Raw genomic sequence first — 22,226 nt, 5'->3', positions numbered from 1 at the left:
CCTAGCATAAGGTCCGCGCCATCCCGATTATTCCATTGATTTCGGAAGTGTTTTGTCGGGCCCATAACGACCGAGCCAGACGGTCGGGGACCTGCTCCCTGAATTTCCCCGCCGCAATATTCTGAACGAAGGCTGCAACCTGGGTAGCGTCGATCGAGTCTGTCTCAGTCAGTTTCTTCAACATGGTTAACGCCTCGGGGGAGTTTGTCTTGGTAAGCGTAAGCCCCAGATCGTGAACCTCTCCGGGTAACCCCGCCATGGCGGCCGCGGCACCGAATACGGCGGTCGCCTGGGATCCTCGCCAGAGGAAGACGTGGAGATCTTTCTCTTCTTGGACGAAGGTCGTTGTCTCCAAACCGAGAGATCGAAACATTTCCCTTCCTTCAGCCAACAGGGTGCGCCCCTTGTCGTCGAGATAGGCCGGCTCGTCAGATGACAGGTAGACCAGCCGCATTTCCGCCGCCAAGCGATCGTGAAGGCGTTCTCCGTCGGCTCGCTCGAACCTGGGCACCACCCCGCCCGGATGCGGTGCCACGAAAAGAGTGTTCGTCTTCTCGTCGAGGTCCTGCACGATCCAGCGCTGGCCGGCAAAGACGACCAGACTGTCCTTGTGAACCGGGAATGAAATCGGAAGGGTACCGAGCATCCTTCCCCCGGCAGTGAGCCGCCATTCATCGGCGGACTCAAAGACAGCAAAGAAATTGCGCGACTGGACGATCCGCTCGCCCTCTTTTCCGAGCATGATGGTGCCGTCGCTCGATTGCTCGACGAACTTGGTTGCTTCCGAAGCGAGGTGTCGAAGCAGGTCGGCGAATTCGGACACCGAGATCGAGGCGAACGGACCCGGGCCGCACAACAGATCGTACAACGGTCGCGCCCTTATCCCTCCTCGTTCGGCGATCACCGACAGTATCTGGTGGATGAGCGTGGATGCGATTTCTGGAACCTGACCTGCAGGCTCGACGAACCTCTCTAGAAGAAGCCGGACCACGGCGACCGATCGGATCGTATTAGGCCGCAACCTATCTATTACGCCTGATTCCTGATCGATGTTCGGCTCGCGTACATAAACCCGGAGGACCGACGGCGTTCCTCGCCGCCGACCGGTCCGTCCAAGACGCTGCTTCAAGGAGGACAGCGATCGCGGCGAGCCTATTTGAGCCACCGACTGTACGGATCCGATGTCGACGCCGAGTTCCAAGGTCGACGTGCAGATCGCCGTCGTCGGCAGCTTTGCATCCTTCAAGCGAACTTCGAGATCCTCCCGCAAGGTCTTCGAGAGGCTGCCATGGTGCGGAAAGAATTCGTTCGGAACCTTCGCCTTGTCGCACCGTCTCCTAAGCCTGTCGGCGGCCGATTCCACGGTCCGGCGCGAACCGCCGAAAACCAGATTGTTTGTCCCGCGAAGCGTCGCAAACAGATGATCCGCGATATCATCCAGTGCTATCCTTCTCGGCTTTTCCTCCGTGCCGGAAGCACCCTCGGCGTGATCCGGATCATCCAATTCAGGGGGTTCGACGTAGCCCCGAACCTGAAGCCTTAGCTCCGGTGCGTCGGACTTCGCCTCTAGGATTTCGACCGAGTGAGGCACCGTCGGACGAAGCCAAGCCGCAGCCTGCGGAAGATCGCCGATCGTTGCCGACAGACCGACGCGCCGTGCGGGCTGTTGCGACATCGCATCAATACGGCGCAGCAGGCTTGCCAGATGAAGCCCCCTGGGTCCCTGCAGGAACGAATGAAGTTCGTCGATCACGATGAACGCCGCCGCCGACAAGAGCCGCGCGGCGTCGGTCGGACGGCGGGTAAACATTGCCTCGATCGACTCGGGCGTAATAAGAGCGATACCCTGCGGCTTGGATAGCGCCTTTTTCTTCTCGGCTTGCGGTGCATCCCCGTGCCATTTCACGACGGGAATTCCCATGTTTTCGCAAAGTTCGTCCAGGCGCTTGAACTGATCATTGATGAGCGCCTTCAACGGACTGATGTACAGCACGGAAAATCCCGGCTCTTTCCGCTCGGAAACCCTGGTGAGAATCGGCAGAAACGCGGCCTCCGTCTTTCCGGCCGCAGTAGTCGCCGCAATCAGGATGTCACGATCGCCGTCCAGCACCGAATTTATTGTGCGGGCCTGGATTTCCCGAAGCTCGTCCCAGCCTTGATCCCTGATCCATCGACGGATCGTCGGATGAAGCTTGTCGTAGGCGCCTTCAAGAGTTGAGTCGGAGGCTCGTGAGCTCATCGCCGTCTCCGTTCCCGTCGGCATCCACCGAGACGTCCGGCGCATCCGGCGCGATCGGTATCCGGTCCAGAAGATCTTCCCACCTGGTGCCCGGATTCTGTTCGAGCACCGACAACATGTGGACGAATGCCTTCACGGTCGATCGCGGGGTGCGAAAATAGGCTTCCCCGATCTTGCGGTCGCAATGTTCCATGAACGCGGTCAGCGCCTCGTCCGGCACCAGGAATTTCGACGTATCCCCGCTTGCGAACACCATCCTGATGTTGCCGAGCAGCACCAGCAGATCCTCGGGCGTAAGGCTCTGAAGTCGAACGACGGGGCCGGACAGATCGACAAGACCGCCGCTGGCAAACGTATTTTCCGCAAGCCGCGATTGAAGCGCCTCGTAGCTGAACAACCCGCGACGGGTATCAAGCAGAAATTCGGGCGTCCCGCACATGATGAACCCGATACCAGACGTTGTACCCTGGAGCGAGTCGTTCACGATGTCCAAAAGCTGCTCGTAATTCTGCTTCCGGGCCTGCGAATTCTGCAGCTTGTAGATGTTGGCCATCTCGTCGAACATCACCAATAGGCCGGCATAACCGGCAACCCTTACAAGGCACGCCAGCGATTTCAGCGAGTCATAGACGTTCTCGTCGTCGATGATCGTCCTCACTCCGAGGTCCTTTTTCGCCTCGGTCTTGGTCGAATATTCGCCGCGCAACCACCGGATGGCGCACTGTTTCAGGGCGTCGTTCGATTCCTCGCTCCCCCGCCAAAACGCCTTCAATACGGTTGCGAAGTCGTATCCGCCGGCGAACTGGGTGATCGGCGCCAGCCTCTCGTCGATTACTTTCTCGACCGGCACGCTCTTTTCGGCCCCCTCCTTCGCGGCATCGATAACGAGCCTTTCGATGACGCTCTGGAGGGCCCCGCCTTCGGGCTTGTTGCGAGTTGCCATGTTGGTCACGGCTTCCGAATACAAGGCTCGCGCCTGGCCGCCGCTGGCATGTATGCGCCTGTTTGGCGACAGGTCGGCATGCATCGTCACGCATTTCCGTTCAAGGGCGATGAGGCGCACGATGCTTGCAAAGAAGGTCTTTCCGGCACCGTACTCGCCGATAACGAACCTCACGGCCGCGCCGGAGTCCGCAATGCGGTCGATGTCACGCAGCATCGCAGCGATCTCGGCGGCTCGGCCCACCTGGATGTGGGCCAATCCCAAGCGCGGCACCACGCCGGCCGACAGCGCCTGGATGATCGTATCGCGCTCCTTGGGCCGTATCGTCTTGGCGGATTTGCTCATGCGGCTTTTTCTTTCATTTCTGCAATTTTGCCTCTGAGATGCGGTGCCACGGCAACTTCCTCACCGTCTTCGATCAACGGTTCCTCAAATCGGTCGAACGACCAATCGTTGATGCGCTCGATGGCGCCATCCGGTAATAGCCGCATCTCCTTCGCGTGTCGGTCGAATTCCGACCGCGTCATCGATCCGCGAAGTTCCAAAAGTTCGACCAATTCGGCGTGCGGGCCGTCCAGCCCTTCGAGGACGGCCTGTTCAACCGGGGCCGGCGGCACGACGACTTCCTCGGCAAAAATATCCGCAAGCAGAGCCGACACAGTCTCAGTATCCCGGCGCGTTCGGGCCAACCGTGCGGCATCGATGGAAATGCCTTTTGCCGCAACCACAGGCGGAACAGTCGAGGGTGGCTCTTTTGGTATCGGTACTCCTGGGGCCCTATCTTCCTCGCTAATGGGCACGGGATCATCGGCACGCTCGGCGGCCGCACTATGGAGCCCCGAGTAGACGCGCTCTTTCGGCAGACCTAGCGACTTGTGAAGCCGCTCCAGGAATTTGACTTCGCCTGCGTCCACGTTCCGATTGCCCCCGATCACGGCTACGGCAGCATCCGCGATCGCCTGACGTTCGCTTTCGGTGGTTTCGGCGAGCTTGCGCATCACCCTTGCCTGCTTCGGCGGGCTGTTGAAGGTCGTCACCGCGAAAGCGATCAGACGCGCCTGTTCGACGCCGGACAGATCCGAGGTCGAACGAATTCTTGCGATCGTTCGCTGCAGCTCCTCGTAGGAGGCCTCTCCATCGGCCGCGGCGGCCAACACCGCGACCTCAACTTGTGCCCGCATCGCCCTGAATGGCGGTCGGGCGGGATCGACCGGACCGCCGTTCGGCGCCTTGAATACGAACACCTGCTCGTCCGCCCGCGGGACGCTGCTCCCGTATCTTCTGTCGGGCTCGATCGCCACTCCGATCGAATCGAGAGCCCGTCCGAGTTCGTCGGCCGACGCAGCGGAAATCTTACCGTCGGCAGAGACATCGATGCCCGCCATCTCCAACATGATCTGCGCCGTACTGCTTCCACGGCCATGATCGCCCATGACCGTCTCGATTTGACGGCGGAAGTCGGATATCGCGCCCGATGTTGTGCTCTGCCGCAGGTCCGTAGGGAGCAACGTCGCCGCGACCATCGAATTCCGGGCAGATGGCTTGCGACCGACCAGGCGGCTGAACGCATCGAGCTCGTCGGTGCAGTCCGCGACCATCTTCTGCAGGCCAGACACCGGTTTCGTGATCCGACTTATATCGACGTACTGATTGTGCGGACCGCGGACCTCGACGTCGAACGCACCGCTCGACGCCCGGTACTGCAACGAAATCCTCTCCTTTCCGGTTACTGCAAGGCCTGAGGGAAATCGCTGAGCAAACCGCAACCGCCACAACTCGACGAATTCGTCGAAACAGCGGACCGCCGGCGTCCTCAGATACGTGTCCGGCGCCGCCAGAACCCAGCGCAACGCATCCTCGCCCGTCAATACCGATGAAGCGGCCAGGCGTTCGCCGAGGTAGACCCGGGTGGGCAAATCCATCTCGACGCCGCCGGTTCGCTCGGGAGACAGTTTCTGCAGTTCGGGACGGCCGCCCTGAGCGAGCTTGGCGCAATTTAGGAAATTGGTCGCGTAACCGTGGAATGAGTTGTTGGCACCATAGATTGTCAGAAGCCTCTCGACCTCCCGGACAACCAGGGGCGCATCGTCTCCTCCTTCCACGAACAGGCGGTGCTCCAGGCCGTAGAAGAAAAGAAATACAAGTCCGACGCCATAGGCGGGATCCCGCCTGCCCCCAGCCATCCAATCGAGAAAGGCGCGTCGCGCGGCCGGAGAAATCTCCGCATAAGACGGCCAGTACGGCATTGTTCGGCCCTCGACGTCCGCTGCGCCTGACGCAGGTAGTCTCGGGTTGATGGCGTATTGCCGGGTGCCGCCATCAGCCACCGGTACCCAGTCGCCGTAATAGAACATGCCCCCCCGGAGCTCGACATTACCGAATTTGACGGAATCGCCGACCCGAACCCATCGCGCGGGAGCAACGCGCCCGACCGATGGGGCAGCGCGGCTCGCGGCAGGCCTGGTTCGGCTACTGGTATCCGGGGATCTCGACTTACCTGTAGCGAGGGGGTTTTGCCCCGACCTTGCGCGAGAGATAAGGTAAGGAATTGCGATAAGCCCGCAAAGCAAGGCAATCGCTCCGATCGCCGCCGCATGCTCCAATACGAAGCGATAGGCGGCCGAAACCCCGGCGATCAGAGCGCCGACTAAGATCAACAGGACCGTTCCGCCTGTAGAAGTTCCCCACCGCCTGGCCATGAAAACCGTGTTGCTATCTGGCCGGCGTTCCGGCTCCCCGCAGCCTTTTTGGGCGACATTTGCACGACATACAACTGATAGTAAGGTCCCGGGCTCGATAATTGGCGACCGGCGAAAGGGCCCACAGTGCCAACCGCACCAGACGACGGCGGCGGGGGCCCCGCTCCCGCTTCAAAGACGTGAAATCGAAGAGCTAGTCGCGCTGGCTCCTCAAAACTGGCAGCGAGCCTCTTTGTGCTTTGCGTGCGAAGTCGCGAATCATGCCCATGAAACGCATTGTCCGAACGCCTAAGCTCGATTGAGTCGGGATCCGCAAATCCATCTCGGCGCCGCCGGTTCGCTCGGGAGACAATTTCTGCGGTTCGGCGCGTCCGCCCTGAGCGAGCATGGCGTAATCGAGGAAATTGGTCGCGAAACCATGGAATGTGTTGTCGGCACCATCGATCACGCACGGCCAAGGCACTGGACGAGACCGGCAGTGCCTCGCTGCGCACCGTCCTGCTGGGTCGAGACCGACAAAAATGCGTCCAAAAAGCTAAGGGAAGCTAAGCCGATTTAGCTTCCCTTAGCACCTGCTCCAGAAGGCACGAAATCGAACGCTCGCCGGTATTTTCGGAGGCGCTCGACCGTAAAATCGACGACGAGTAGGTCCAAGCCTTCCGAACCCAGTCATGGCGCGCCAGTACGTTCCGCGGACCGCGTCGTCGTCGGCAGGGAGCCCTGTAGGACAGGAAACGGGGCCAGTCGCGATGGTCGGTCGCATTCGTCTCTTGAAGTCTTCCAGCGAGGCTCTCTGCCGACCACAGATAGCCCCCCAAGAGGGAGACCTGGATCCCTTTGCGCTGAGCCCTCAATCGGCGCTCTTTCGAAGGCCGCTCGGCACGCACCGCGCTACTATCGGCAAATTGGGCGATCGAACCAGGTTTTCTTGGCTGCTTACAACACCGAATCGGCCGCAGCGCCGTAGGAAGCCCCAGTTTTGAAATCTTACGCTCGACGGCCAATCACCCGTGGTCGGGACCCAAGGCCTCGGCACGCCGCCGCGGCGGGCCGACAGCACCATCGGCGCCCTGCCCTTGATTACGCTCAACCGATTGGATTGAACCGTCGCCGTTCTCCCAAGGCCCGCTGCTCGGGCAGCCTGCCGCCGATGACGGCTGGGGTCTCCCTTCCTTGCGTTGTAACGACGCGCTACGCCGAAGCACAGGGCCCTCGACTTTTCGCGCCCGGTCACCGGATCTCGGGCGGCATCATGGACAACAGCACCGCTTGGGCTTCCCGGTATGCCTTTTCACCGGGATGGTATTGGCGCTGCGGCTTAGGATCCGGAGGAAGCACGAACGCGACGTCCGGGAGGGGGAGCGGATTGCGGCCGTTCAGGTGCAGCCCGCGCAGCGCCTCGTGAATCGAGTGCAGGAAGCCGCACATGGCCTTCATCTCTTCGATATTGGTTTTCGCGAGCAGCGCGTTCACGTCCGCGATGGAGGAAGTCCTCTTGTGCGCGAAATTGTGCCGGACCGGCCTGTAGACCGCCTCATATATTTTCCGCCATTTCTTGACTTGCGCCCGCATGGCCTGAACGTCGTCCATCGTCGTCGCATGCTTGTCCGCCGCGTATTCGGCCGCCAGGGCCGGCGGGATAACCTGCTCCTTTCGCGCGCGGAGACTTTCGCGGTTAAGAGCGGGAAGATTGCGCTCGACCGCCTTGAGGAGCCGGTCGAGGTTGTGCTTGGAGCTTTGGTCGAAGATACGGCCGAGGGCGATGAAAGCCGTTACCAGCAGCGCCTGATGCGAGGTGATCCAGAACATTGAATTCCGGTTTACCATGGTAACCACATCGGGACGCTCGGCCAGCAGCGACCGAATACCCAGATAGGCGAAGAGATATTGCTGCGCCTGCTCCTCCTCCGTGCGGAATATCTCTATTTCGAGGTCGATCTCGTCCATCGCTTCCCTCCGACGACGCTGCCCGTGCTAGAGGTCCAATTCCGATACGGGGTCCACCGCGCAGCGCCTCGGTCAATCCACCTTCAGTCGCCGCAGGACTTCGACCCCCATGCCGCGTTCCGAGAAGGTCCGCCCGGTAACGACGCCTAGTATGCGCCTTGAAACGCCTTCACGGTGTGAAGATGCCTGGCGTAATCCACGGCTTCGGCCAGCACCAAGATGATCGGCGATGGATCGTGAAGGCGGGCTTCCATGTCCTGCATCCTAGTAGTTCACCTTCTGAAATTTGCGACGGCTGTCCGCATCGATCCAGACATCCCTGGCCCAAGCGACCGGCACCATGTCGACTTCCCGGCCGCGGGTGATCCGCCGGACCATCCAGCTGCCGCGATCGGTTAATTTCAATTCGAAACCGTCCGCACTCTTTGCCATGATTTCAATACTTCAGGAATTTCAATTCCCGGTGCTTCCGCAGGAACCGGTCCTGACGGGGCGTGGGCTTAACCTGGATGCGCAGATCCTTCGTCAAGCCCAGGCGCTTCCATTCTTCTGCCGGAATGACGTCGCTGATGATGATCCGGTGCTTTGCGTCGAAAGAGATGCGGCCGCGGTCGAAGAGCGCGTCAAGGGTTCCCACGAGATACAATCCGTTGTCGGGATCCGCGCGCAGCTCGGGATATTCCTTCCAGGAAAGGATGTGCGAGGCGCGCAGCGCGGCCGGCGTTGTGCATCCTGTCACCACACAACATCCCTTCGCCCTGTGTTCGACTTCCCGGCGGAAGGCCGTCTGGACCAAGCGGCGCTTGGCCTCGGCCTTCGTCTCGGTCGCACCGCCGCCCGCGGGTGTGCTGCGTTCGTCGGCATAGAGCAAGGGTCTGGCGGCGGGAACGATGAAGGCGGCGGCCTTCGAAGCGGCGGCCTTATGCGGCACGAAATACCGACCGAGCCAGATCCATTTCGTCTCCTTGCGGTAGTCCTCACAGGTATGATTTTGGTACCGCGCCAACTTGCGCATCATCGAGGGCGGCAGGACGTAGTCCTTCAGCCACTCGTCGTATCCGACCGGACAGAAGCTGATGGCCGCATCCATGCCAGCCGTCAGGAGACCGAAAGCTTCCACCGACCGCGTCCCGAATCCGGCCCAAAGCGACGGCTTGCCTCCCAGGTAGGGGCCTTGAAACGCGTAAACGTTCGAGCGCGCGCCGGCGACCTTGAGGCGGGCCACCGTGCGATACCTCTCGCGGCCACTTGTTCCGATATCCGCCGGACCCTTGCGGAACCCGAATTGTTCTAGCCTGTCTGCAAGTTCGGAAGCGAAATGCAGCAAAGGGGCGTTCTTCGGCATTATCGGCTCCCGTGGAGGTTCATGGCGAAAAGCAAGGCGAGCAAATCATCCTGCACCCGGCGCGACTAATCATGATCGCTCACGAAAATGACCTGGGCGCCTTGGCTCCAGGCTTCGATACCGACCATTGCGGCCATCGCATCAATCGGCCGTTTCGCCTTTGCGAAGAGGCGCTCTCGGCGGACCGGGGCGAACCTAGGTCCATCGTCGGTCGCCGGTCTCGAAATCAGACGTTCGATTTGATGCCGAAGGGATGTCTCGGTGGAACGCACCTTCTTAGCGATCTCGGCCGCCAATTCTCGAGGGCGCTGTTCATGGAGTTCTACCGGATCGGAGCAGACGTATCGCCCCAGTCTGTCGTAGACGATGCGGTGAACGCCCGGCGCCCCGGCTTGGGCCGAGATCCCCCGCGAAATCTCGGACGGCTTCAGCAGGAGCGAATTCTCCAGCACGTTCTCCTGAAAGGCCTGTTCGTAGAATTGCCAGGTCGAGAAGCGCGGAGCGACGTAATACACGTCCGACTGCCGCGTCTCGTAGTCGACCAGGAGCTGGAATTGATGACCAGTCGTATCGACGCGGTACCTCCAGAACGGCCGGTGGAGCAATGGGATCGACTGCGAGGGCGTGGCGCGGTGAAAGCGCCCCAGCTCTTGTCCGAGCTTGAACTGAAGGACTACGACGCGTCCCGGATCCTCGAATTTCACGTCGAAACCGAGCTCGCCTTCGTGTAGGAGACTTGGAAGAAAAGGAGTCGGCCGGAGGCCTACGCTTGCAAGCAGGCCTTCGACCTCGCGGGTAACGCCGTATCCGAACGAAAATTCGGAGAGACGCTCGTGCAGATCTATCATTTTGAAAATGCCTGCGGCCTGCAGTCGTCGGAACCTAGACTATTTCGACAACTTTACCGTTTTTCTGGTTGAGTCGCAGGGGTTATCGATCCGTGGTCGTGCTCGCGAGCGATCCGGGGATGGGATGGCAGCCCACCGAGCCTTACGGTGAGACCGCCGCTTGGGCCGGATGCTCGGGCAGCGCTCCTGGACCTCGCCGGATGTAGACGGAAAACGCCCTGCCCCAAAGGCTCGGACTAATCATTCATCCGGCCGGAAGCCATCGATTGAAAGACTTCGTCGCGCAGATAGAAGTGGTGAAAGAGAGCCGCGGCTGCATGTACGCCTGCAATCCAAAGGATTGCGTCGCCGAGGGTGATGTGTATTTCCATGATCAGCTGCCCCAGTCGATGCGCCTTCGCAATCGGGGGGGGCGATGTCGAATCCAGGAAGGGTGACGGGAATTCCCACGAGCCAGGTGCCGAGCACTGCCGTTGCTGGAATCGCGATGAGGAGCGCATAAAGCGCGAAGTGGACGAGCTTCGCGGCCGCAGCCATCCATCGCGGCACCGGCTGCTTCGCGGGCTTGCTGTCGATTAGCCGCCATACCAGTTGCAGCATGACGACAATGAAGACGAGCACCCCGAGCGCCTCGTGAATTCTGCGGAGCCCGTCCGCGGCGGCGGAATAGAGCGAATCCTGGTCGCCCTTGCTCAACGCATAGGCAGCGAGAACCAGCACCACGGTCAGCCAATGGAAGGCCTGGGCGGCGACGCCGTAGCGAGAGGAGGCGCTTCTACTTCCATCGACGCTAGTTTTCATTGGTCATTTATGTATGGGTCGTTTGAGCGCATTTTCCTGTGATCCTCTGCGTTGTTGACCTATCGGCATTACTGCCCATCGATGCCCGTTCGTTTCATGAGCAACGCTGCCATCCTGTCCACGGGCCGCGGACGCCGCAAAGGTTTGCCAGCGCTTGGTTGGCACCGCAGCCACCCGCCAATCCGCAATCCGATCGTGCGGTGGCGAAGATGCCTGGGCCGGTGCAGATGAACCACGCCACGAACCGCAGGAAATCTGCAAAACCGAACTGCCGAGCCGACTGCCATAAACGCAATTGCATAATGCCAAGCCGTTCGCGCCCGGCGCCGCCATGAAACAGCGGTTGATCTCATCCTGGCACCTTTGCGATCCATGATCCCATCCATCCCGAGCCGCATTAACGCCCCGCACGCGTCCGGAAGCAAGAGCGCCGGCAGCGTCAGCATCCCTGGCCGGCCGGGATCTATCCGAACGTAAAACCATAGCCGCGGACGCCTGCGCCGAAGAACTCGATTTCAAACGTGTGCTCGCCGACCGGCCCTGCCTGCCGCACCAGTTGGTAAGGCCGCTCGTCGGAAACCCTCCCCCATCCGTCCGCATCGACATCAAAGCCGTCGTCGGCGCCGGGTGGCGCGCCATTGATGGTGACGCGAAATCGGATCGGGTGCGTGTGGTCCGACGCCCCCATGACGAGGTGGGCATCGCCCCCGGCAAGAATGCGCGTCGGCATGTGCTTGCGCACGCTCTTTCCGCCTGCGGACCACGGCGGCGCCCTGTAACGCTGTTGCGAAGCTATAAAAACTATAGCGACAGGGTATTAGGGAATCAGATTGGCGTGGAGCTATATTCCATACGCAATACTCACGCCTCATTGTGAGCGAGATCATAGCTATTCTGATGGAACATTCGGTGTTTTAGGTTTCTGTCAATCGGTCCGTTTGGCGGTCGCGCGTGCAAGGATTTTGCACGGGATTGTGAAGTGAAGCTGGTTACGGTCTATCTCGGCAAGCAGGGGAGCGCCATGGTCACCAGAGGATTCACCGGCCGCGGCTCGGGCGGCGACCAGGTAAACCGGATTCCGCCAGGTCAGCATCTCGTGGAAGATTTCCCCGTCCTGACAGCCGGACCCACGCCGCACGTGGAGGCGTCCGATTGGAAATTTACCGTCAAGATCGGTCCGAAGCCCGCCAAAGTGTGGAATTGGAGCGAGTTCAACGCCCTGCCGAAGACCAAGGTCACCCGGGACATCCATTGCGTCACGTCCTGGTCCAAGCTGGATACCGCGTGGGAGGGCGTGCTCGTCGAGGACGTCCTTGCAGATGCAGGGCTCGATCGGCCCACAGATTTCGTCCTGGCGCATTCCTATGATGGTTATTCGACAAACGTGCCGCTTGCTGATCTGCTCTCGGGGAAGGCGATGGTTGCCCTCACCTATGCGGGCAAGCCGCTGGCGCGCGATCATGGAGGGCCGGCGCGTCTTCTGGTTCCGCACCTCTACCTCTGGAAGTCCGCCAAATGGGTGAATGCGCTGCAGTTCACAACGCGTGACGAGGCGGGCTTTTGGGAGCTGCGCGGCTATCACATCTACGGCGATCCGTGGCGCGAGCAGCGATACACCAATGACTGAGAACGGCGCGCAAACCGCGTCGTGGCAGTCATGCGTGATCGACGAAATCGTCCAGCAGACACCGAGCATCAAGAGCTTCTTCCTGCGGTTGAGCAAACCGTTCGCGCACATCGCGGGTCAGCACGTCGATGTTCGGCTTACCGCGCCTGATGGCTACAGCGCGATGCGCAGCTACTCGATCGCGTCCTGGGCGATCTCGTCCCCGACCATCGAGCTCGCCATCGAGCGGCTGCCGGATGGCGAGGTCTCGTCGTTCTTTCACGATATCGCGGCGATCGGCGACGAAATCGAGCTTCGTGGTCCGCTCGGCGGCCATTTCCTATGGCCTGAACCTGCCGTAGGCGCGGTGTTGTTGATCGGGGCAGGCTCCGGCGTCGTGCCGTTGATGGCAATGATCCGACAGCGCGGCGCACTTTCCCCGGCCGTGCCGACAGCGCTGCTCCTGTCCGCGCGAACCGCTGCGGACGTTCTCTTTTCAGAAGAACTTCATTCCATCGAAATCAGCGATGCGGCATTCGTCTTGGCGCTTGCGATTACGCGCGAAGAACCGATCCGCGCGTCGGACTTTGCGCGACGGATCGACGGCGTGACGGTCCAAGAAATTTTGGCCCGGCTTCACCGAAAGCCCACACAAGTATTCGTTTGCGGTTCCAACGGTTTTGTCAACCTCGCGACGGAGAGCGCGCTGCTGGCCGGCCTGGACGCCTCCATTATCAAGACCGAGCGCTACGGTGGCTAACGGCGCAAGCTAATTCGCGTCCCGCCGATCGCATGAGAAAAGCGACAGCGGGTGCCTCGTCGAAACCTCAGAATGAAGGACAGAAAAATGGTTAAGCCAGAACTCTTCGTTACCCCCGGCTATGGCGAGCATATGCTGGAACGGCTGCATTACTCCCAAGCCCTACGCATCGGAGACCGTATCGAAACATCCGGTCAGGGCGGCTGGTCAGATAATTTCCAGATCCCGGAAAAGGTTGAGAATGAGATCGAACTGGCGTTCCGCAATTTGGAGCGCACGCTCGCTACGGCAGGCGCTGAGTGGAAGCAAGTTGTCCACGTCAATTCCTACCATGTCGGAGGCTTTCCGCCTGTGGTCAACGAAACCATGACACGCCTCTTTCGGCAATACATGCCTGACCGTGCGCCTATCTGGACACAGGTTGGCGTAGAGTCATTGGGACTTCCCGACATGCGGGTAGAGATTAGGGTTACAGCCATAGACGGCTAGGACCGGGCCATCTCCTTCCATCGCCCCGATACACGATCCGAAGCGCTCAGGCCGCCCCCCTGATCCGCGCCGTCGAAGGTCTGGCAAAACCTTAGCGTATATCTGGGTCCGAGCGATGATGGTGCTGTTGACCTCGGCCACCAAGCATCAAGCTAACCAGCTTACCAAGGAGCATTACCGCTTCTTGATCGCCACGATATTGAGTTGCTCGGCGATCAGAACCAGGTCGGGAAGCGACCGCGCGCCCATCTTCGCCATCACCTGCCGCTTGTGACGCTTGGCGAACGACCTGAGCGACGGAGGTCGCCGCCTACGAAGTATCTAGTTCTTCAAATGATCCCACACTTTTGAAATCACAACGGAGCCTTCTCCGACTGAGGAAGCTACTCGCTTCACCGACCCGGCCCGGACGTCGCCGACGGCAAAGATGCCGGGCCGCGACGTCGCGTACGGGGACCCTGCCCCCGCCTCCGCTCCCGTGAGCACGAATCCGTTCTTGTCGAGTTCGACCATGTCCGAAAGCCAAGCCGTATTTGGCTTCGCGCCGATCATGATGAAGACCGCGCAACTGGGAAGCTCGCGGATGGTCGTTTCTCGGGTATCGCGGATCGTAACTGCATGCAATTTGTCCTCGCCATGCAGTGCGATTACCTCGGCGTTGTACTCAATCGAGATCGTCGGATCTGCTTCAAGGCGACTCGACAGGTAATTCGACATGGATGCGGCCAAGGACGGCCCGCGAACAATGACCCGGACATGGCTGGCCGAACGCCTGAGGAACATTGCCGCCTGCCCCGCCGAGTTGCCGCCGCCAATGACGACGGCAGTCGCATTCTTGCAATGGCGCGCCTCATTCTCTGTCGCCGCGTAATACACGCCGGCGCCTTCGAGTTCAGCCAGCCGGTCGATTTGCGGACGATGGTACTGCACGCCAGTGGCGATGACTACCGCTCCGCTGCGGACCCGCTGGCCATTGTCGAACGTAGCGCAGAAGCCGTCGCCGAGCGGTTCCAGCTTGGCCACGCGCCGTGGAATGACGAACCGCGTGCCGAACTTCATCGCCTGGACTTCGCCGCGCCATACCAGGTCTGCGCCGGAGATGCCGGTGGGAAATCCCATGTAATTCTCGATCCGGCTCGACGTGCCGGCCTGCCCGCCGATCGCGCAATCCTCGACCACCAGAGCCCGCAGACCCTCCGCCCCCGCATAGACGCCCGCGGCGACGCCCGCGGGGCCGGCGCCGACGATCAGCACGTCGAACGCCTCGTCCTCCGGAAGATCCCGGCCGACGCCTAGCAGCCGCGCGACCTTGTCAGGTGTTGGTTCGCTGACTTGTTCGCGACCGAAGATGACGGCCGGCGTATCGGCGGCCACGGCGCAAACGCGGGCAATTTTCTGCGCCTCCGGGCTGCCCATCGCGTGGGATGCGTACGGCAGACGGTTCCGGCTGGCAAAGTCGCTGATGCGCCTAACATCGCGATCGACTTCCTCGCCGATCAGGACGAGCGTACCGAAGCCGGCGTCCAACTGACGGCGACGACGCGCTGCCAGAACCGTTATGATGATGTCCGACATCTCGGGAATCTGAGACATCAGCGTCAGTATTCCGGCCCGCGGCACTTCGATGACACGCGTGTCGCAAACCGCGCGCATAGAAACCGACCAGGCCCCGCCGTTCAGCAGCGAAATCTCTCCCATGAATTGCGTTGGCCCAAGCGAGGACGGGAGGAGCCGCTCGCCCGTGAATGAATTGACCGCCTCGATCTCGCCATCCTCGACATAGATGAACCGGTCCACCGGGTCGCCGGGCTGAACGATGACCTTGCCAGCTGGATAATGCACAACGGCGCCTGCAACCCGCAGCGCCGCTACGTGGGACTCGGCAAGAGGCACACGCTGCATTTCGTTCAGGTCTCGGCCGATTGTTTCCATGTCAATTCTCCGTCGTCATTGCCGAGCAACCTCGCCGATGGCCCGCGCTCCGTAAACAGCGCCGCTTGCTGGGCCGGTGCCGTCGACCCACTCCACGAACATGATGCCGCAGGAAATCTGCAAGACCGAACGACCGAGCCGACTGCCATAAACGCTTGCGAACGCTCTTTCCGCCAGTTCCCCGTCAGGCTTGGTCCGATGCATTCACTCACCCATGCAACGGCGCTTGACCGCTAGGGCAGCCATGATGGTTGCGAGCATAACGACATAGGCAACTGCGCCGCCGACGGAAAGCGCAGGCAAGGCGGCGAGGATGAGCCCGTCGTTCCCGCCGGGAATCACCGCCGCCCCCAACCCCATCAGGAAACCGCCGATAGTCGTCTTCGCCGCATTGGACACCGTCACTCTCTGCGGACGCCACCGCTTGCGGCGATGGGCGGCCGCGACCGCGCCCGCAATTGTAGCCGTCACCGTCAACGCAGCCACATCATTTTCCAGGCTCATCGCAAGCGGCAGGCTGCGATGAACCAGATCCGCGTATGTCCAGGCGGGCGCGATCGCATAGAGCGCGCCTCCGGTAGCGCCGACCACCAGCACGGAAAAGCCGAGTGACCAATGTCCCGGTGGGCGGCCAATTCGACCGCGCGAGACGAGTGCAAGCGCCAAACCGAGCGTTGCCGCGAAAGCCGCCAAGGCCACGTATCCGGTCATGCTCGGCACGGACAGTATGCTATCATGGATGTGCCGGGTCTTGCCTATGCTGGTGCTGTCGGCCGCAAAAAAACCGACGGCCAGACCGGCCGGGAGGACGACAAGCCGAAGCTCCCCTTCTCCCAGACGGCCGAGCGACCCGAGCAAGCATGCGTCGTTGATGGTGGCGCCGATCCCGAAAACCACCGCCCCGACCAACAAGGTGCCGCTCACATCGACGGTGCCGGCAAGCATGGCCGACCCGACGGCGAACCACACCAAGGGCACGGCGACGAGGCCTGCGGCGGCCGAGGCGGCCAGGAGGCTGATGAACAGACGGGGCCGACGATGATGGAGTATCTCGTACGCAGCCGCGACGGCACAGGTCCCGCCTTGATTGACGGAGTAGCCCATCCAAAACGCGAGCATGCAGACTATCAGTATCGTCACGTAGCGGCCCCATCACTCAGCGATGCGGTCGTAGGCGATCGTTGTCGCGACTTCCGGGAACTGCATTCTCTGCAGAAGCGAGCCCGTACTGCGGAGCGCGTTGTCCAACCTGCGCGGCCTCCGCACTGCTCATGCAAAGACCGCTTCCCGATGAATGCGCTCAGCGTTTTCGGCAACCACCTCAATCGCGAGCGCGGGCCTGACGGTCGTTTCAAGGCAGCGAATGTCCGCGGCAAGTTGCTTGGCGAACACGACCGCTTCTGACGCCAAGTCAAATTCGCGTCCCACCTCGTCTTCGATCTTGAGATTGTCTTGAATGTTGAAAAAGAAGCGCATGAGACCTCCAAGGATCGTTGCAAAACCAATACACGGTACCCGTTCGCCGGGCCTTGATTCGGCGCGATCGACTGGTGAACCCGGCAGGGAGCCGTCTGAAACGGGTGGGGACGCGCATTCTCTGCAGAAGCGGCTCGTTCGGCGACCCTTACTTTCTCTTGCCATCGGCATCGAACTGTTTGAGAAAGGCGATCAGATCGCTTGTCTTCTGTTCGTCCTTCAATCCCGCGTAGAACATCTTGGTACCGGGAACCTTCGCTTTCGGATCCTTGATGTATTCTCGGAACGTCGCCTCATCCCAGGTGAGGCCGGACCCAATGTTGGCTGCCGAGTAGGAATAACCTTGGAGAGTGCCGGCTTTGCGGCCGATTACGCCGTTGAGCGATGGACCAATGCCGCTCTTCGCGCCTTCTCCTATCTGATGGCAAGTTTTGCATACGACGAAGATTTTCTCTCCCGCCGCGGCATCCTGCGCACCGGCTTCACCCGAACAAGCGGCGAATAGAGCCACCATCCACAGTCCTCGCATTCAGTTCTCCTTTTCAAAATCCGCGGCACTCTACAAAGCGACGCCAGGATGATTCAGATCTTTGACCGCTCGCGCACCCTGTGAGCGAGCCAATTACTTCCCATTCGATCCCCGCAAGAAAGCTCTGCGAGGTGGCACTATCTGTATGCGAAACTTCGGCACGCCTGCGCGCCAGACCTCCTTCATGCAGGTCCGCCGATCAGGCGCTCGAGCCGAGCCTTCTCCTCTTCGCTCAATTCGAGTGGGTTAGGACTGCTATGGTCAGACGGCCGCAGGCGCCGACGGCTATTGAGCCAAAGCGCCAACCCTCCGCCCGACAGGACGAGCGGCGGCAGAAACCACAGCAACAGCGTTACGCCGATGAAGCGCGGCCTCAGGAGCACGAAGTCTCCGTAGCGCGCCACCAAAAATTCGATCACTTGGCTGTTGCTGTCGCCGGACGCGATCCGTTCGCGCACCAGAAGCCGCAAGTCGCGCGCCAATGGTGCATCGGAATCATCGATCGACTGGTTCTGGCACACCATGCAGCGCAACTCCCGTGACAGTTCGCGCGCACGGGATTCCTGCACGGGGTTGGCCATGATTTCGTCAGGCTGCACGGCGTACGCCGTCGACGCGCCGATGATCAGCGCAATCGCCACAAGGCTGGAAAGAACGCGGTTCAAAACCATCACTCCGCCGCCTGCATCGCTCGCGGCACCTTGGCCGGCTTTGGCGCGCCGACGCGCAGACGCCTGTCCGACAGCGACAGCACGCCACCAAAGGCCATCAGTATCGGGCCGAACCAGATCAGCAGCACCATCGGCTTGTGATACATGCGCACCGCGATGCCGCCATCCGCGGCGGTCTCGCCGAGCGATATGTAGAGCTGACTGAAGCCGCGCGACAACAATGCCGCCTCGGTGGTCGAAGACTGCCGCGCGGTAAAATTGCGCTTCGACGGCGTCAGCTCGCCGATTTTCTCACTGCCGCGGTTGATGGTGAATTTTGCCAGCATCTCGCGAAAATTCCGGCTTTGGAGCTGCGTGACATCGTCGAGCTTCAGCTCATAGCCGGCCAACTTCGCCACGTCATTCGGCTTCAGGGTGCCGATATACTCGCTGTTCCAGGTGCTTTCGCACACGATGCCGATCAGCGCCACGCCGACGCCGGCATGCGCGAACGCCGTGCCCCAGGTCGACCGCGGCAGACCGCGCGCGCGGCGCATGGCGATGACGACTGGCGTCCGGAACAGGCCAATGCGCTCGACGATGTCGATGATTGCCCCGCCGATCACAAACACCGCGAGTCCGATCGCCAGCGGCGCCAGCGCCGCGCCGCCGGAGGTCCACGCCCACACTATCGCAGTCGCAACCAGCGCGGCGATGCCCGCCACTATCAAGCGCTGGGCCGCGCCGACCAGGTCGCCGCGCTTCCACGCCAGCAGCGGCCCGAACGGCACCGCCAGCAGCAGTGGCACGAATAGCGGCCCGAAGGTGAGATTGAAGAACGGCGCGCCGACCGAGATCTTGTCGCCGGTGATCACTTCCAGCGCCAGCGGATACAGTGTGCCGATGAACACCGTGGCACACGCCGTGGTGAGGAACAGATTGTTCAGCACCAGTGCGCCCTCGCGCGAGATCGGCGCGAACAGCCCGCCCTGCTTCAGCGCGGACGCCCGCCACATGTATAGCGTCAGGCTGCCGCCAATGAAGAAACACAAGATCATCAAGATGAACACGCCGCGCGTCGGATCGGTCGCGAAGGCATGCACCGAGGTCAGCACGCCGGAGCGCACCAGAAAAGTGCCGAGCAGCGACAGCGAGAACGTCAGGATCGCCAGCAAAATGGTCCAGACCTTCAGCGCATTGCGCTTCTCCATCACCACCGCGGAATGCAGCAGCGCGGTGCCGGCCAGCCACGGCATCAGCGAAGCGTTTTCCACCGGATCCCAGAACCACCAGCCGCCCCAGCCGAGTTCGTAATAGGCCCAGTAGGAGCCCATCGCGATGCCCAGCGTGAGAAATATCCACGCCACCAGCGTCCATGGCCGCACCCAGCGCGCCCAGGCCGCATCGATGCGGCCTTCCATCAAGGCCGCAACAGCAAAGGAGAACGAGATCGAGAAGCCGACATAGCCGAGATAGAGCATCGGCGGGTGGATCGCGAGGCCGATGTCCTGCAGCACCGGATTGAGATCGCGGCCCTCGATCGGCGAATTGGCAAGCCGCAGAAACGGGTTCGAGGTCATCAGGATGAACAGATAGAAGGCGCTGGCGATCCAGCCCTGCACCGCCAGCACGTTGGCGCGCAGCGACAGCGGCAGATTGTTGCCGAACGCGGCGACGAGACCGCCGAACAGCGCCAGGATCAACACCCACAGCAGCATCGAGCCTTCGTGGTTTCCCCATACGCCGGTGATCTTGTAGAGCAGCGGCTTTGCGGAATGCGAATTCTCCACCACGTTGGCGACGGAGAAATCCGAGGTGATATACAGCGTGGTCAGCGCCGCGAAGGACAGCCCGACGAACAGCAACTGCGCCAGCGCTGTGGAACGCGCAACGTTCATCAGCGCCGGATCGCGCCATCGCGCGCCCAGAACCGGCACCGTCGACTGGATCAGTGCCAGCGCCAGCGCCAGCACCAAGGCGTAGTGGCCCGCTTCGGCGATCATCGCGCGGCTCCCTGCGTCGCCACCGGTTTTCCGCCGAAGCCTTCCTGCCAGCGCCCCTGCTTCTTCAGCGCGTCGGCGACTTCCTTGGGCATGTAGTTCTCGTCATGCTTGGCGAGCACGGTATCGGCCTTGAACACCCCCGCGCTATCCAGCGCGCCTTCGGCAACCACGCCCTGCCCTTCACGAAACAGATCCGGCAAAATTCCCTTGTAGGTCACCGGCAGCGTCGCGCCGCCGTCCGACACCTTGAAGGAGACCGCGAGATTGTCGCCGCGCACCAGCGAGCCCTGCTCCACCATGCCGCCCAGCCGAAACCGCTTGCCGACCGGCGCCGGCTTCTCCATCGCCATGGTCGGCGTCGAGAAGAACACGATCGAGTCCTGCATCGCGTTCAGCACCAACCCCGCCGCTACTGCGAGCACTGCAAACGAACCGCCAATCATGATCAAACGCCGTTGCTTACGGGTCATGCAAATCCTTCGTCGTCACACCTTGATCCGGCTATCATCCGCCGAACCCCAACGGCCTCAGACCGTCATTGAGTTGGTGGAGGCGCTTGGCATCGCCCCCCACCGCCTGACGCGCCTCGCTGCGTGCGTTCGCCGCCTTGTCGCGCTCACCCAACACCAGATACGCTTGCACGAGCCGAACCCATCCCTCTACGTCGTCTCCATTTTTCTTCAATCGCATCGCCAGACGATCAACCATGCTGCGAACCATGGTGCTGCGCTGATCCTCGCTCATGTCCCTGGCGCCGGCCATCACATCGCTCGAAAGAGCGGGTGCGACGGGTCCGCTGACCCGTGCTAGTGACGATCGTAATTCCGGCGCTGACACCGTCGAGCCGCTCCCGACAGTCGGGTTTGCCGCCAGGTATTCTTCAACCTGTGCCGACAAGATGTCGCGTGCCTGAGTGGCATCCACGGTGCGGAAGCGCGAAGCCATCGGGAAGTCGCTAAGCCACGGCGATCCGAGCGACGAGTATAAAGCGGCCGCGGCGAGCGGCATTGCCACCAACACCGTCGCCAAGACGACCGAGACCCGACGTCGGCTAGAGTCCGTTTGGGACGACGGATCGCTGCCTCCATCCACGGCGGCCAATAGGCGCCGGCCGATCTCCAGCCGCGCGGCCTCGACTTCGGGTACTCCGATCAGACCGGCGACGACATCACGATCAATCTCCGTTAGCTGATCTTTGTACACTGCAGCCTCGTTACCCCCGACCTGCGATGCAAAAGTCCATATCAGCGGCCAGAGCACGGCAACGCTCGCTGCGAGCGTCATGATGGCGAACAGAGACCACAAAACCATCAGACGGATCCCCGAGATGCGTGGCACATGCCCCCGCGCCTATAGACCCACCTCAAGACCCTTGGGCCGTGAGTCCTGGACGGACGCCGAGAGTAGAGAAAGCGATGCAGCCAGCAGGACGAGGTCCTTGAGAAGAAATTGCCCAGGCATCGCGGAAATGGCTGGAAAACCGCCAGCGGTCGCTTCGGCTACGCCAGGCGTACTCAAGAAGAACGTCAACGTGATAAGATAGGTCGCTGCGGACATCGCCGCCCCCAACGCTGAACAGATTGGATGGAAAGCGCCTAGAATGAGAACTGCTGCGGTTGATAACTCAATCACACCTAGCAAGGAGCTCGCGCCTCGAATTCCGAAAAGAGTATGCAACCAGCTCATGATCGGACTGTGTTCGATGAACGGTGCGATACCGGCTGCCTCGTATGCGGTGAACTTCATTCCGCCGAACCAGATGAAGACGACAACCAAAGCCCATCTGAGCAGAGCCAGGGAGCTGAACGATCCGGCGCCATTTTCGGCGACCTGAAAATGGAGATCCTTTGTAAAGTTCGTCATTTCGAGCCCTTTTCTGGCGTACACGTTCTCATGGAGAGCTTCTCGGCTCCGTCGTGTTCAACTGATGGAAGACGGCCAACTGTGTCCATCGGATGA

The 22,226-nt window shown here is 61.2% G+C and carries 22 protein-coding genes and 1 pseudogene; 4 read left to right on the top strand and 19 right to left on the bottom strand.

Annotation, left to right across the window (positions count from 1 at the left end):
- Nucleotide 1: 1 nt before the first annotated feature.
- From JQ507_14810 to JQ507_14765, 10 genes and pseudogenes are all read right to left on the bottom strand, one after another.
- Nucleotides 2-2,239: a DEAD/DEAH box helicase gene (locus JQ507_14810; GenBank protein ID QRI72653.1), complete on the bottom strand. Its 2,238-nt coding sequence runs from the start codon at nt 2,237-2,239 to the stop codon at nt 2-4.
- Nucleotides 2,208-3,527: an ATP-binding protein gene (locus JQ507_14805; protein ID QRI72652.1), complete on the bottom strand. Its 1,320-nt coding sequence runs from the start codon at nt 3,525-3,527 to the stop codon at nt 2,208-2,210. Before JQ507_14805 ends, JQ507_14810 begins: the two co-directional genes overlap by 32 nt.
- Nucleotides 3,524-5,881, bottom strand: coding sequence for a TerB N-terminal domain-containing protein (locus JQ507_14800; protein ID QRI72651.1), 2,358 nt, complete (start codon nt 5,879-5,881; stop codon nt 3,524-3,526). The genes JQ507_14805 and JQ507_14800 overlap by 4 nt, the downstream gene beginning before the upstream one ends.
- A gap of 193 nt (nt 5,882-6,074) precedes the next feature.
- The gene (locus tag JQ507_14795; GenBank protein QRI72650.1) at nt 6,075-6,329 is read right to left on the bottom strand and encodes a hypothetical protein; all 255 of its coding nucleotides are present in this window, start codon (nt 6,327-6,329) and stop codon (nt 6,075-6,077) included.
- Between the two features lie 782 nt (nt 6,330-7,111).
- Entirely contained in the window at nt 7,112-7,828 is a 717-nt protein-coding gene (locus JQ507_14790) for a hypothetical protein (GenBank protein ID QRI72649.1), read from the bottom strand.
- A gap of 264 nt (nt 7,829-8,092) precedes the next feature.
- On the bottom strand, nt 8,093-8,260 hold the full coding sequence (locus tag JQ507_14785) for a hypothetical protein (protein QRI72648.1): 168 nt from the start codon (nt 8,258-8,260) through the stop codon (nt 8,093-8,095).
- A gap of 4 nt (nt 8,261-8,264) precedes the next feature.
- A complete protein-coding gene (locus JQ507_14780; GenBank protein QRI72647.1) occupies nt 8,265-9,173 on the bottom strand; it encodes an HNH endonuclease in 909 nt (302 codons plus the stop codon).
- A gap of 65 nt (nt 9,174-9,238) precedes the next feature.
- Nucleotides 9,239-10,021, bottom strand: a complete 783-nt coding sequence (locus JQ507_14775) for a hypothetical protein (GenBank protein ID QRI72646.1) — start codon at nt 10,019-10,021, stop codon at nt 9,239-9,241.
- Nucleotides 10,022-10,257: 236 nt separating this feature from the next.
- Nucleotides 10,258-10,822, bottom strand: a pseudogene (locus tag JQ507_14770) (cytochrome b).
- Nucleotides 10,823-11,285: 463 nt separating this feature from the next.
- The gene (locus tag JQ507_14765) at nt 11,286-11,564 is read right to left on the bottom strand and encodes a hypothetical protein (GenBank protein QRI72645.1); all 279 of its coding nucleotides are present in this window, start codon (nt 11,562-11,564) and stop codon (nt 11,286-11,288) included.
- Between the two features lie 279 nt (nt 11,565-11,843).
- Between JQ507_14765 and JQ507_14760 the strand changes: the two genes are divergently transcribed.
- From JQ507_14760 to JQ507_14745, 4 genes are all read left to right on the top strand, one after another.
- Nucleotides 11,844-12,449, top strand: coding sequence for a sulfite oxidase-like oxidoreductase (locus JQ507_14760; protein QRI73343.1), 606 nt, complete (start codon nt 11,844-11,846; stop codon nt 12,447-12,449).
- Nucleotides 12,442-13,188 (top strand): ferredoxin reductase, encoded by a 747-nt coding sequence (locus JQ507_14755; GenBank protein ID QRI72644.1) that lies wholly within the window; start codon nt 12,442-12,444, stop codon nt 13,186-13,188. The genes JQ507_14760 and JQ507_14755 overlap by 8 nt, the downstream gene beginning before the upstream one ends.
- A gap of 87 nt (nt 13,189-13,275) precedes the next feature.
- The gene (locus JQ507_14750; protein QRI73342.1) at nt 13,276-13,677 is read left to right on the top strand and encodes a hypothetical protein; all 402 of its coding nucleotides are present in this window, start codon (nt 13,276-13,278) and stop codon (nt 13,675-13,677) included.
- Between the two features lie 115 nt (nt 13,678-13,792).
- Nucleotides 13,793-13,951 (top strand): hypothetical protein, encoded by a 159-nt coding sequence (locus JQ507_14745; protein ID QRI72643.1) that lies wholly within the window; start codon nt 13,793-13,795, stop codon nt 13,949-13,951.
- 47 nt (nt 13,952-13,998) lie between these two features.
- On the opposite strand, the gene JQ507_14740 is transcribed toward JQ507_14745, so the two are convergent.
- The 9 genes from JQ507_14740 to JQ507_14700 all read right to left on the bottom strand — a co-directional run bounded on the left by JQ507_14740 (nt 13,999) and on the right by JQ507_14700 (nt 22,130).
- Complete coding sequence (locus tag JQ507_14740; protein QRI72642.1) at nt 13,999-15,609, bottom strand: FAD-dependent oxidoreductase; 1,611 nt, start codon at nt 15,607-15,609, stop codon at nt 13,999-14,001.
- Nucleotides 15,610-15,813: 204 nt separating this feature from the next.
- Nucleotides 15,814-16,728, bottom strand: coding sequence for a YeeE/YedE family protein (locus tag JQ507_14735; GenBank protein QRI72641.1), 915 nt, complete (start codon nt 16,726-16,728; stop codon nt 15,814-15,816).
- A gap of 150 nt (nt 16,729-16,878) precedes the next feature.
- Entirely contained in the window at nt 16,879-17,085 is a 207-nt protein-coding gene (locus tag JQ507_14730) for a hypothetical protein (protein QRI72640.1), read from the bottom strand.
- A 148-nt stretch (nt 17,086-17,233) separates the two neighbouring features.
- Entirely contained in the window at nt 17,234-17,614 is a 381-nt protein-coding gene (locus JQ507_14725; GenBank protein QRI72639.1) for a cytochrome c family protein, read from the bottom strand.
- Between the two features lie 182 nt (nt 17,615-17,796).
- A complete protein-coding gene (locus JQ507_14720; protein ID QRI73341.1) occupies nt 17,797-18,279 on the bottom strand; it encodes a cytochrome c-type biogenesis protein CcmH in 483 nt (160 codons plus the stop codon).
- A 5-nt stretch (nt 18,280-18,284) separates the two neighbouring features.
- The gene (locus JQ507_14715; GenBank protein QRI72638.1) at nt 18,285-20,267 is read right to left on the bottom strand and encodes a heme lyase CcmF/NrfE family subunit; all 1,983 of its coding nucleotides are present in this window, start codon (nt 20,265-20,267) and stop codon (nt 18,285-18,287) included.
- Nucleotides 20,264-20,737: a cytochrome c maturation protein CcmE gene (gene ccmE / locus JQ507_14710; protein QRI72637.1), complete on the bottom strand. Its 474-nt coding sequence runs from the start codon at nt 20,735-20,737 to the stop codon at nt 20,264-20,266. Before ccmE ends, JQ507_14715 begins: the two co-directional genes overlap by 4 nt.
- 34 nt (nt 20,738-20,771) lie before the next feature.
- The gene (ccmI, locus tag JQ507_14705; GenBank protein ID QRI72636.1) at nt 20,772-21,578 is read right to left on the bottom strand and encodes a c-type cytochrome biogenesis protein CcmI; all 807 of its coding nucleotides are present in this window, start codon (nt 21,576-21,578) and stop codon (nt 20,772-20,774) included.
- 39 nt (nt 21,579-21,617) lie between these two features.
- Nucleotides 21,618-22,130, bottom strand: a complete 513-nt coding sequence (locus JQ507_14700; GenBank protein QRI72635.1) for a DUF417 family protein — start codon at nt 22,128-22,130, stop codon at nt 21,618-21,620.
- Between the last annotated feature and the right edge of the window lie 96 nt (nt 22,131-22,226).

The sequence above is a fragment of the Bradyrhizobium sp. PSBB068 genome, from assembly GCA_016839165.1.
Classification (GTDB): Bacteria; Pseudomonadota; Alphaproteobacteria; order Rhizobiales; family Xanthobacteraceae; genus Bradyrhizobium.
The sequence above is the reverse complement of the archived record's forward strand: the minus strand, read 5'-3'. Positions and strand labels throughout refer to the sequence as shown.